This window comes from Deltaproteobacteria bacterium, assembly GCA_016930875.1.
In the GTDB taxonomy this organism is placed as follows: Bacteria; Desulfobacterota; Desulfobacteria; order Desulfobacterales.
In genome coordinates this window covers 1-11,033 of the sequence record JAFGFW010000186.1, presented here as the reverse complement: position 1 = coordinate 11,033, position 11,033 = coordinate 1, and the positions used below count along the sequence as shown (strand labels likewise).

The 11,033-nt window shown below is 48.7% G+C and carries 13 protein-coding genes; 3 read left to right on the top strand and 10 right to left on the bottom strand.

Going from position 1 to position 11,033, the window contains the following annotated elements:
* Positions 1–805, top strand: an 805-nt coding sequence (locus tag JW883_15755) for a tetratricopeptide repeat protein (GenBank protein MBN1843719.1), incomplete at its 5' end; no start/stop codon positions are given.
* A gap of 77 nt (positions 806–882) precedes the next feature.
* Here JW883_15755 and JW883_15750 read toward each other — a convergent pair.
* From JW883_15750 to JW883_15710, 9 genes are all read right to left on the bottom strand, one after another.
* Complete coding sequence (locus tag JW883_15750; protein ID MBN1843718.1) at positions 883–1,416, bottom strand: periplasmic heavy metal sensor; 534 nt, start codon at positions 1,414–1,416, stop codon at positions 883–885.
* 112 nt (positions 1,417–1,528) lie between these two features.
* Complete coding sequence (locus tag JW883_15745; protein MBN1843717.1) at positions 1,529–2,263, bottom strand: hypothetical protein; 735 nt, start codon at positions 2,261–2,263, stop codon at positions 1,529–1,531.
* A gap of 66 nt (positions 2,264–2,329) precedes the next feature.
* Positions 2,330–2,551 carry a DUF1573 domain-containing protein gene (locus JW883_15740; GenBank protein ID MBN1843716.1) on the bottom strand — a complete coding sequence of 74 codons (222 nt, stop codon included), beginning with the start codon at positions 2,549–2,551 and terminating at the stop codon, positions 2,330–2,332.
* A 171-nt stretch (positions 2,552–2,722) separates the two neighbouring features.
* Positions 2,723–4,252, bottom strand: a complete 1,530-nt coding sequence (locus tag JW883_15735; GenBank protein ID MBN1843715.1) for a hypothetical protein — start codon at positions 4,250–4,252, stop codon at positions 2,723–2,725.
* A 45-nt stretch (positions 4,253–4,297) separates the two neighbouring features.
* Positions 4,298–4,963 carry a cytochrome c biogenesis protein CcsA gene (ccsA, locus tag JW883_15730; protein MBN1843714.1) on the bottom strand — a complete coding sequence of 222 codons (666 nt, stop codon included), beginning with the start codon at positions 4,961–4,963 and terminating at the stop codon, positions 4,298–4,300.
* Positions 4,964–5,982: 1,019 nt separating this feature from the next.
* Positions 5,983–6,840 carry a HesA/MoeB/ThiF family protein gene (locus tag JW883_15725; protein MBN1843713.1) on the bottom strand — a complete coding sequence of 286 codons (858 nt, stop codon included), beginning with the start codon at positions 6,838–6,840 and terminating at the stop codon, positions 5,983–5,985.
* A 5-nt stretch (positions 6,841–6,845) separates the two neighbouring features.
* On the bottom strand, positions 6,846–7,079 hold the full coding sequence (locus JW883_15720; GenBank protein ID MBN1843712.1) for a MoaD/ThiS family protein: 234 nt from the start codon (positions 7,077–7,079) through the stop codon (positions 6,846–6,848).
* Positions 7,080–7,094: 15 nt separating this feature from the next.
* Positions 7,095–7,388 carry a MoaD/ThiS family protein gene (locus JW883_15715; GenBank protein MBN1843711.1) on the bottom strand — a complete coding sequence of 98 codons (294 nt, stop codon included), beginning with the start codon at positions 7,386–7,388 and terminating at the stop codon, positions 7,095–7,097.
* 313 nt (positions 7,389–7,701) lie between these two features.
* The gene (locus JW883_15710) at positions 7,702–9,432 is read right to left on the bottom strand and encodes an aldehyde ferredoxin oxidoreductase (GenBank protein ID MBN1843710.1); all 1,731 of its coding nucleotides are present in this window, start codon (positions 9,430–9,432) and stop codon (positions 7,702–7,704) included.
* A gap of 228 nt (positions 9,433–9,660) precedes the next feature.
* On the opposite strand from JW883_15710, the gene JW883_15705 reads away from it, so the two are divergent.
* Together JW883_15705 and JW883_15700 are read left to right on the top strand one after the other, a co-directional pair.
* Positions 9,661–9,816: a hypothetical protein gene (locus tag JW883_15705; GenBank protein MBN1843709.1), complete on the top strand. Its 156-nt coding sequence runs from the start codon at positions 9,661–9,663 to the stop codon at positions 9,814–9,816.
* Complete coding sequence (locus tag JW883_15700) at positions 9,788–10,084, top strand: hypothetical protein (GenBank protein ID MBN1843708.1); 297 nt, start codon at positions 9,788–9,790, stop codon at positions 10,082–10,084. The genes JW883_15705 and JW883_15700 overlap by 29 nt, the downstream gene beginning before the upstream one ends.
* A gap of 194 nt (positions 10,085–10,278) precedes the next feature.
* Here JW883_15700 and JW883_15695 read toward each other — a convergent pair.
* Positions 10,279–11,033 (bottom strand): hypothetical protein (locus JW883_15695; GenBank protein MBN1843707.1); only part of this gene is annotated, 755 nt, incomplete at its 5' end.

The window sequence follows — 11,033 nt, the reverse complement described above, 5'->3', positions numbered from 1 at the left end:
TTTACATTTTCAGGAGTCGAGGCGCACGCATGGCAAGACGCGAGGAGGGCGAATAGCAAGCTATTTAACCGACGAGCAACGCAGCCATGCGGGATGGATCGGCGCATCAAAATGTGAAGTTATTTTTGAGCGAGCCCTAAGACTCAATCACAGGATCTTTAAGTTCACAGTCGTAGTATTGTGCTTGGCTGGTCTGCTTCCATCCGCAGGGTGTTCGAAAATTCCTCTTGGGAAAAGCCGTGATATTAACAAAACATGGATTTGTGATGAAGAGGCAGACAGCGCCATGCGACGGCAAGATTATGATGCTGGCATTCTTCTTCATCAACGGTTTCTAGAGAAGGAGCCTGAGAATGGGTTTGCACTATATCACCTTGGTTACGCATACGGCCAGACGGGAAACCACTTGAAGGAAGTATCTTGTTATGAGAAGGCGATTGGGCTTGGATTTCAAGGAGAGCGTATCTACTTCAACCTGGGCATGGCTTACGGGGAGTTGAACCAAGGAGAGAAGTCCATTCGTGCCTTTAGGAAAGCTTTGGGAATCGATCCCGACAGCGCTGACAATCACTTTGGTCTAGCCATGGCCTATCAAAGAAACTCTGATGATAAATTTGCTGAAGAGGAGTTTTTGAAGGCAACAGAGATTGATCCTGGACACCTGGACGCACGGTTGTACCTGAGCATGCTTTACGCAGATATGGGGGATTTGCAAAAGGCTCGTGGTCAACTTCGAAAGATTCTGGAAATCGACCCAACTAACGGAATCGCACGTCAGTTTCTCGAACGTATTGAGAAGGAGTAACGGCATAGGGATGTCCTGAGGTGAGGGGGAACCGGGAAGTTCCCCCTCATTTGTGGCTCAGGTATCAGTGGAGCGCCTTACCATCTGCCGCCGGGGCAGGTCCAACCCTGATCGCCGAAGTTCTGGCGACACTGCAGCAAGTATTCGTCGCGTTTCTTCCAAAGCTTTGCCTCGAGGTCGGCTACCTCCTTGGAAAGCTTGTCAACCCTGGGGCTGTCCACTTCTGGCTGAGCCCACAAGGTCTCCAGCTCCATTTGTTTTGTAACCAATTGCTTTCTTAACTCCAGGGTATCCTGCTGATAGTCACTCCGCATCTTCTCCCATTTTTTCCGCTGCTCGGGTTTCATCGACTTCCAGCCCCGGGCGCTCGGACCCCATCCCCAGCCACGGCCATGTCTGTCCCGGCCGGGTCCATGCATACCACAGGCGCGGTGGCGGGGACTCATCATGTGGCCGCCCGAACCGTAACCTGGGCCCATCATGTCTCCGATGCCCTCACCGCAACCGTAGCCATAACCAGGGCCGCATTCCTTCCGTTCCTCACAGAAGGCAGGAGCAGCCAGAGCCACTGACAACCCTAATACTGCAAGCACAATAAAAAGTTTTCTCATCTTCAACCCTCCTTTTTTGAAGTTTAGCCGGGTCCTTGCACAAAAAAGCAACCAGAATCAATAGAGTGGAAACAATATTTCCTAAGAAGAAACGCTGTTTCCATCAACCTCGTTACAAGATTTCAAAACGGATGGGCACTTCCAGAACCTCACTGTCTTTCTGGTTCGTGTAAATCTTTAGACGGTCCGTATTTACGCCCTTCTTCAGCTTTTCAAAAACGGCTTGGACCTGGAGCTGAAACATACGACCTGGCTTCATTTCCCTGATAACAACTTGAAAAAGCGATTTTTCGAGTTCAACCTTGTTGACCTTCAAATCATTGCCCCTGTTCAAAATAAGCATGAGAGGGCGACTCATGAACCTCCCCTTTTTCTTTAACTGCTGTAGCCGTTCCTCCGCCAAACGGCCAAAGTTCAATGTCTTTGGCCTGACTTCAACCGGTGGCCTGACATGGCCTGTAATGCGGATTACCATCTCAGGTTTTTCCGGATAGTTTGTGGTGAGTTTAATTTGCCCCTTGTACGTTGTCTGTTCTTTTGCCTTATTCTCAACCGTTACTTCCCAGATGCGACCTTTTTCGATCTCGGTCAGTTCCACTTCCACCTTGTCCGGAATGGAGACCCAAGCAAGTTTTACGATCAAGGGATCCTTCTTTTCACCCATCATATGGACAACCGTTTCGATTTTCTCACCCAAGGTCCCTGCAAGGTGGGCGTGTTTGGGACGAAGATGGATGGGCGTCCATACGTTGCCTTTCATCCCGATGGTCAATTCGGAATTCTTGGGATCGTTAGAGAATACGCGAGCGGTTTGATGGATATTGCCTTGTTTATCTTTGGTATTCACTTCGAGAGTAATTGTCCCCTCGCCACCGGGAGGGATAGTCCGGTCAAACCGGGCTACACTGCAGCCTCAACCGGGCTTTACTTTCTTAATTTCCAGAGGCGCTTCACCACGATTGGACACCTGAAAATCGTGTTTTACAATTTCCCCTTGGGACACTTGTTTGAAGTCATAAGTAGGCTCCTCAACTTCAATCACCGGTGCGGGTTCTACGCCTTCGTTTGCTAATGAAAACTCAACCGAAACCGTCACTATAAGCAATGCTAGTAGTATGGATTTAAGAAGTCTCATTAAGCTATCCTCCTTGTCCTGTGGCTCTATAATGTCCACTGTCTAACCGTTTTAGTATCTCAAGCAATTGTTTCGAAGAAACGTATCCATATACGTTGCCGATTTTTTCTCAGATATTCGTACGAAGTGTCTCTACCTTAGCTGGCTGCCAGTCACAATCCCGAACTCTGTTCATTTGTCCCATCGCCGGGCAATTGCTATTCCACCGCCAAAAAGCATCAAGAACGTTCCCAACCACAGGACGGTCATGCCAGGTTTAATACTCACCTCTGCGATTACCGCAGGCAGGGCCTTTTTCTTGTCCGTTTCTTTCCCAAGTTTCGGGCCTTGGTAGTCAAGGTGGATGGTCTTTGCACCGGCGTTTACGGTCTCAAGAGTCACGTAGGCTTCATCAGGCCCAGGCAGTTTGACCCGACTCGATGAACCGCTGTGTTGATGCTCACCTCCAACCGTAATGAATGGCTTCAGTTCTATTTGGTCTTGACCCTTATAGGACACAACAATATTCGCTCCTACGCTGAGGTCCTTCGAATCTTGTTGGCCCATTCCACTTGATAAATCAAAGGCCGTGAACGTTAGGGCATAGTCGCCGAACTGAATCTTCTGTCCTTTTTTCAGATCCAGATGGTTAAGGGATTGCCTTTCGCCTGGGTTGAAATCTACAGGTGATATGTAAAGGTCCGACAATAGACCCCACCGAATGTGGGGACTTACAAAACGCTTCGTCTGGCCATCCCGGGTGCGTTCAGACCGAATATCTGGCAATGCAGTAAACTGAATGTTTTCTTTCTTTACATTCAATGGAAGAATTAAGCGGATGCTTTTGGCTTCCTCAGTCACTTTGGGACCTTCAAAATTGATATCATAGCCCAAGGCATTTCCTACTGAACCTTGAGAAAGTGATACCTTTTCTGATTGGTCATAGATTGATGAAGCGACAATACCCAGGAACATCAAACCCACCCCCAAATGGGCCACAGCACCACTGGACATTGAGATCTTCTTTCTTCCGAGTTTTATGGCAAGGGCCAGGTTCATTGCGGCCACCGCACCGGCAAACAGCGCCAGGAGTAGTACGCCTATTCCTGGGTAGCCTTTCAAGAGAACGACTGTTCCCGTTACGATGGCTCCTATTAAGGACCATACCAGTTTAGGGGCCAGCCTGGAGAGATTGTTCTTTCCCCATCCCATTAACGGAACAAAGCTCAACAATATCACCATGAGAATGGCCAGAGGGAGATTCGTGTCCACGTAAAAATCGGTTGAGACTTTTGAAGCCTTTTCAAGGACTCTGGTGATTAGAGGTGCGGATGTCCCAAGGCCGGTTATGACAGTAGAGAGACACAGAACAGTCATGGCGGTAATAAAACCAAATTCTCTGGAAAAGAAATGCACATTCTTCTCTCCGTCAGATGCAGGTATTTCCTTTGCCCGTGTCAACAGGAGATAGAGAGAAATGGCAATGAAGACGGTCATAAATAGCACTAACCAGCCCGTGATTCCCAAATCCGTAAAGGAGTGAACTGAAAAATCAGCCAAAACCCCCGATCTCGTAAGAAATGTGCAATAGATGACCAGGATAAAGGGAAAAACAGCTAAAACGAAGTTCGTCTTCCGGAGCTTATTCCTTGTCTTTTGGAGGACCATGCCGTGCATAAGCGCCATACCGGCCAACCAAGGTAACAACGATGCATTTTCCACGGGATCCCAACCCCAGTAGCCACCCCAACCCAGGACCTTGTAAGCTCAGTACCCTCCTATGATGATACCAGCCCCCAAGCTCACAAAAGCAAATACAACCCATGGTAAGCCGGGCTTTATCCACTGGTCATAGTCTTTTCGCCAAAGGGCAGCCATTGCATAGGCAAAGGGGATCGCAAATGCGGCGTAACCCAAAAAGACCACCGGCGGATGTATAGCCATCCAGGGATCCTGCAAGAGCATGTTTAGTCCATTGCCGTCAGAAGGGGCAAAGTTGAGCAATCCAAAGGGACTCTGCTTGATCAGCAGAATCATAAGGAAGAGGTTGCTGAGGTTGTAAATGAACATGACCTGGGGTTCCATGTTCTTGGCCTTGTACATAAGCAGGATGCCAAGCCAGGCGCCGAGCAATACCCAGAGCAGAAAGCTGCCTTCCTGGCCCGCCCAGAAAGAGCTAATCAAGTACAGTAAAGGGAGATCGCGGGACGAGTATCGCGTGACATAGCTATAGATGAATTCGTGGTTCAGTATGGAATGCATCAGCAACATTGAAGCGATTGTAATTAGCGCGGCAAAACCGATGAAACTGAAGCGAGCTGTATTTCTGACCGTCACATTGTCTTTCTTGGAACTCAAGACCATGTAACATACAGAGGATATACATATGGCAATCAGTCCAAACCACATTGTGAATTGACCGAGGTTTTTCATTCTTCTTTAAGCCTCCCTTACACGTTGTCAGGTATTTGACTACAGTTGCATGACTGCTACCGCGAGAGATAGGCCGAGCAAGATTGATCATAAAAGAGTAAGGAGCCTGCGGCTTGACGCCACAAAAGGTTTCGGTCAGCTAGAGACTCGGTCTTCTCAGAGGATAATGCAGGAGCTGCGAGGAAGGGGTTAACACAAAAGGCAAAGATTTGAGAGGAAAAGCGGTACGGGCGGCCCTATGGCTAACGTCCAAACCGAGTTAATGGCCGCCGGAAAGTCAAGACACGAACTTACGTAGGTTGTATTGACTACTATGTGTGCCGGTGTGGGATTTTTCACCGTCGGGACTACAGATAGGGCGAACTCAGGCAACCCTGAAGCACAGCCCTTTGAAACGTCACACAGGGGTTCATTGGCTCCACAACGGCAACCATGTGGCTGACCAAACTCTTTCAATCTTCCACTTTGTTGGCCGCACAGCATGTCACAAGGCGCCGAGCAAGCTCCGGCGATATTGGAAGCCAGCTCAGCAAAGCACAAGAACAACCCTAGCGCGAAAATGACGGGGAATGCTTTTCGACCCAAGACAATGTACTCCTCATTAACATGCCGACCATCTGGCCATGTGATCTATAATACTACCGCCTTGTCACCAAGTGAACGTGAGGCAATTAATTTTAACATAAGCATAAATCATACCAAGTCAACATGGTATAGCTTTTATCAATTATAATAAACCCTTATAAGATATAGGGCTAGACTTGGACAGGGCTTTGTATGTAACAAAGGTCATAGAATAGGTAAAAGAATTCATACTCTTCCCAGAGTTTTCCACCGTGGTTGTTCACAGTCCTCTAAACGATTGCGACAGTATGTAGCCTGCATCTCAAATCTTCTATTGCACATTCTCATACTACAGCCATTTCTTGCTCAGATTCCGGGGCTTTTTTGGCGGTTTCATAGGCTTCGAGCGAGAGCACACTTTCACTTCTTCACGATTCACGATGCAAGGTCTGGCGTCAAAGCAAGCGCACTACTTCAAATGTGTTGTCCAAAAGATCAACAACCATCATCTTGTTTCTTAAGACCACGCCTTTTTTTAGCAATATTTTGGCAACTTCAGAACACTGCAATGTCGCCAGCAGAGTTGTGACTTGAGGTAAACAGCCGAGGCTCGCCTCTGCCCCTGCTGACGGCAAGCTATCCGGCTTGCCGTAAATTAGTTCCAATCCCGGGTCTTCAGGAAAAACGGTGGTAACGTGGCCCGTCAGTCCGGCAACAGCAGCCGAAACCAGAGGGCAACCGAGCTTCTTTGCAGCGCTTTCCAATATAAATCGGTCTTCAAGGCCTCCGAGGCTGTCAACAATCACATCTGATTTGCCAAGCAAGCGAGTCGAATTCTTTTCACTGAGATATTCCTCGTGGAGATAAACCACGACAGAAGAATTGATCGCCCGGATACGCTTGGCCGCAGCCCCCGTCTTTGTCTTGTGCGGCATCTTCTCGGCGCTAAGAAATTGCCGGTTCAGATTGCTCTCTTCAAAAGTATCTCCGTCAACCAGCGTGAGTGTGCCAACACCCATGCGAGCCAGAATCTCAATCACCATACCTCCCAATCCCCCAAGGCCTACGACGCTGACGTATGACTTGAGCAGAGTGGCCTGCTGCTGGAGCGAAAACGTCTTCATATTCCGTGCGTACCTTTCCGGTACGACCCCTGTTTCAAGGGCTGCAATCTCCACCTCTCGGCCCGGCACATCATGTAACCTGGAGAGCTTAAAAATATCTTCCAGGGACAGGCTCATATATGAGTCGCCATCCGGGTATTTGGACGGTTTGGAGACTTCGGCGACTTTCTGTGTGAGCTCTGTGGCCATGAAGACTATCCCCCTCCCAAGGGCGGGAAGATACCGACTCTTTCGCCACCCTGTAACACGGACGTGAGTTCCCCTTTGATGCCATTGATGAAAATGAGCTTCACGTCATCAAGGGAAACGCCCAGTGTCATGAGCACATCTTGAACGGTTTCACCTGAAGATATCGGGAAGCGGTCGGAATCAGAGGGCAGGAACTTACTCAAAGAGGCAAACAGTTTGAGCTGAATATCTGTTGCCATGGAAGAAGGCCTCGGTCACCTGCTATTTTTCTGTTGCGCTATCATTCCAAGGAGTACCCGATAGGGTCCGGGGGTTCCTGGTGGAACAAGAGCCACGCGGTCCCCGTGGTGGAGGATTGCATCGAAAGATGTAACAGATCCATTGACAAATACGGCCTCTATCTCCTCAACCTCAAGGCCCACGTCATTAACAAGGTCAGTGACGGTGGTCCCTTCGGCCACGTCTATAGAGGCATTGGCATAAGGTCGGTTTTGCGCCTTCAATTTTTTCTGAAGAAACGAAAATGCATTGAACAAGACAGTGGCCATAGCTCGGCAAGACTTCCAGATCAGTGAACGAAAAGAGTCCTGCTTAATTCAACAGGACTCTCTGGGTCACTTACTGTAGAAAGCGGTAGAGTCGGACACCATTCTTTCCCAATGAGTGCCCATCCACAAATCAAAGATTTTCGGATGGAGCGATGAGCCCTTAGCGGTTAGCTTTCAGCTTAACCGCTTGCTTTTATTGGTTTTGTGGGTAATAGCTAATTGCCGACAGCTAAAGGCCTTCATCCATGAAGTCTATTCATGGATGAACACTAATGAGTGCAATGGCCTACATGATCTCCGAGACCGCATCCGGTTACCCAAAATCTTTCGCTTGTTGCAGCTCCTCGTCGGTAAGATCCCAGGTCGTATTGTGGGGTGGCAAGGGCTCTTGAAAGAACTCAGGCAGCCTGTCATGGATTTTTGTGAAACCGGCCCTTGCGTTGAATTCGTATTCATCGTTTAAGACAGACATCCCGAGACTGACCACATCATCGGGTGTGAGACTCAGGCCATATTGGGCGTTGAGCATATCCACTATGGTTTGAACACCGTCTTGAGTATCCAGAACAGCAAAGGCCACAAACAGACAAAGCCCTGCGCTGTCAATAGCTGCGGTAGCAATCTGTAGATTCTTGGAGATCTCCACGTTACCTTCCTTTTTGAGGGGATCCACATCGCCTCCTACCTTTAAGATGTTGGGGGCCACTGCATAGCCTGCAGTATGATCCGCGCCCATGGGAGACGTGCAATAGGTCACCCCCACACCCTTTACGGCTCTCGGGTCATAGGCGGGCAGGGCCTGTCTTTTCACCACGGGTATACGATCCACGCCCAGGGCCTGGCCGGTAAAGACCGCTCCATTTCCGATGATCTTGCCCATCGGTTCACCTGTGGCGACTTTTTTTACAAGTTCTATGGCCGCCTTGCCATCACCCCAGGCTATGAGTCCGCCTTCCATGGCTACGCCAAGGGTTACTCCTGTTTCAATGGTATCCAGGCCGATATCATCGCACAAACCGTCCAACATGGCCACATCGTCCAGGTCTTTGATGGTAGTGTTAGCGCCCAGGGCCCAGATGGTTTCGTACTCAAAGCCGGATGTGAGATATTTGCCGTCCTTGTCGTTATATACATTGGAACACTGGATCACGCAGCCGGGATGGCAGCCTTCCTTTGTCTTTCCGCCACGTTTTTCAATGAGTTCGGCCATGTGCTCGCCGCTGATGTCCTGGGCGAATTCAAAGCGACCGGAGCGAAAATTCTTCGTAGGAAGGGCGCCTGCTTCATTGATGATATTGATCAAGATGGCGGTACCATAGGCGGGAAGCCCCTGGCCGGTCACTGGATGGCCCCTGAGTATTTCAACCCAACGTTTGTTGGCAGCCTTAAAGGCGTCCGGATCGGCTAGCGGGACCTTGCCGGAACCGCTGTCGTCCACCACGATGGCCTTCACGCCCTTGGAACCCATGACAGCGCCCAGGCCTCCGCGACCGGCTGCCCGGCCGGGTCGGCCATTTGTGTCGGCAAAATTGATGCAAGCCGCTGTGAGACGCTGCTCACCCGCGGGACCGATAGTCACCACTCCCACGCGCTTGCCGTACTTTTCCCACAGCCTCTTGATGACTTCATTATTGCCAAGGCCCACATATTCATCGGCGGGCAGTATCTCAACCGAGTCGTTCTTGATGACGATAAGAGACAAGCCAGCATCTTCGGGCTTGTCTTCAAGGACAACGGCCTTAATGCCAAGCTTTGCCAATTTTTGAGAAACAAGTCCTCCTGAGTTGCTTTCCTTGATCCCGCCGGTTAGCGGAGACTTGGCTCCCACTGAGAGCCTTCCCGAGTTGGCAGCGGCCGTACCGGACAACAGCCCGGGCGCTACAATGAGCTTGTTGCCCTTGCCGAGGGGGTGACATGCGGGAGGAACTTCATTAAGAAGCAGTCTCGACGTCAAAGCCCTTCCACCCAGGGAGGCGAGATCTCCGCCAGCCTCTTCAAAGCTGTGAGTCTTTTCCCTGGTATTAATTCTCAATATTGTGGACATGGCCTCCTCCTCTAATATAGGGTTAAAATCGCCCGATGGGGACTTTTTCCGCCTATATATAACCTCCGGAGGTGGCTGGCAACCCCTGGATAATATGCTTTATTAGGCATATATTGTTTGTTTTCGTACTTCTTGCGGAGGTTTTGCCTTAAATTCGTCAGGAGAAAAGCATGGCATGCCTCTTGCGAAGGAGTGGGCTTACCTTAATGGAAGGGGGTTGTAACATTCATGTCTGAAAAGATTTGTTATTGCTTTGACTATACATCGGACGACATCTTGAAGGACATTGAGGAAAACAGCACGTCCACCATTATCAAACAAATCATGTCTGAGAAGAAAAACGGGGCGTGTAATTGTGCCACCAGAAACCCTAAAAAACGCTGATGCTTACCAGACTTCCGCCGGGTGGTGGAAAGGGCAAAACGAACAGGCAAAGACAATGGATGAGAAAAACTTGTTGACGGCCCTCGGAACCGTCCTTGTAATTCTTGGGGTGGCCGTGTGGGGCGTATACGCGGTGGTGCGGTGGGGACTCGGGTGGGATGTGACTGGTCGGGAGTTCTTGCCTTATCACTTGGCAGGTGTCGTTCCAGGCATGATCCTTCGACGTCGCCGTTTTTTCCTGGGAATCATCAGGCGTCTATTTTCGTGACCTTATTATCGGCACATGGGAAGAAAACTGGAAGATAATGAGGAGCAAAAGAAAAAGGGCGAAACAGGACGTCCCGAAATTGCCCATTTCGAAGGCCTATGGAAGCCTTTTATTCGCCTTCGCCGTAATACCCCGCAGCGCACCGTCGCCCAAGCTATGGCGCGTCGGCGAGTTGCTGCAGGGAGCTTCATTGACTAATATTCTTCTCGATTAAGTACCGTATTTGATTTACTAAATGCTCGTTCCACTTTCCTCAAAGATTTATAGAGATGATCCAAGTCAGCTGAATCAGATACCGCTAGTTGAGCAAATTCTATACTCGCCTTTACCATATTGAATGCCGGACTATAAATTGCCGGATGTTCGGAGCTTCCACGTAAATGTTTTGCTTTGCCAGCAAGTTCGTTTAATTCAGGCATCCAATTTTTTAAAGGTTTGCTCAGTTTTTTCTTTTGAGTTCCCTTTTGAGTTGGTTCAAGACTTTCGATAATACGATTATTTTGTTTTGCTGTCATATAGGATTCTCTTAAATTACGTTTGATTCCACCACCAAAATAGATGTTGTATGGTTGAAAAATACCATCGTATACAATTTTTCCCTTAAAGGGTAATAGAACAGTCTGCACATATAGAGGGAGATTGGAACGATGAACCAACTCATCGAATCCTTGATAAAGGCCTATCACTCCATATACATCAGCGCCTTTAATGAAAACGGTGTATCTCTTTAAAAATCGTTCAATATGAAAGTCTCCTTCAATAAAGTTTTTCCAATTAGAAACAATTGAGAGTTTCTCTTCAGAAAACTTTTGAGGGTTTTCGTGAACAAAGGAAGCAATCAGTTTTTTGTCTGCATAAAGAGCTTTCCGGACTTCAACTTTTTCTTCAGTAGAACACTTAGCATAGTCATCTAAACTTTTTACGTGGGTAAGAATTTTAAGCTTTTGAT

What these genes read in the sequence shown, in the direction of transcription:
- JW883_15750 (MBN1843718.1), bottom strand. Translation starts at nt 1,416, where the DNA reads ATGAGAAAACTTTTTATTGTGCTTGCAGTATTAGGGTTGTCAGTGGCT.
- JW883_15740 (MBN1843716.1), bottom strand. Translation starts at nt 2,551, where the DNA reads ATGAGACTTCTTAAATCCATACTACTAGCATTGCTTATAGTGACGGTT.
- ccsA (MBN1843714.1), bottom strand. Translation starts at nt 4,963, where the DNA reads ATGAAAAACCTCGGTCAATTCACAATGTGGTTTGGACTGATTGCCATA.
- JW883_15725 (MBN1843713.1), bottom strand. Translation starts at nt 6,840, where the DNA reads ATGGCCACAGAGCTCACACAGAAAGTCGCCGAAGTCTCCAAACCGTCC.
- JW883_15720 (MBN1843712.1), bottom strand. Translation starts at nt 7,079, where the DNA reads ATGGCAACAGATATTCAGCTCAAACTGTTTGCCTCTTTGAGTAAGTTC.
- JW883_15715 (MBN1843711.1), bottom strand. Translation starts at nt 7,388, where the DNA reads ATGGCCACTGTCTTGTTCAATGCATTTTCGTTTCTTCAGAAAAAATTG.
- JW883_15710 (MBN1843710.1), bottom strand. Translation starts at nt 9,432, where the DNA reads ATGTCCACAATATTGAGAATTAATACCAGGGAAAAGACTCACAGCTTT.
- JW883_15705 (MBN1843709.1), top strand. Translation starts at nt 9,661, where the DNA reads ATGTCTGAAAAGATTTGTTATTGCTTTGACTATACATCGGACGACATC.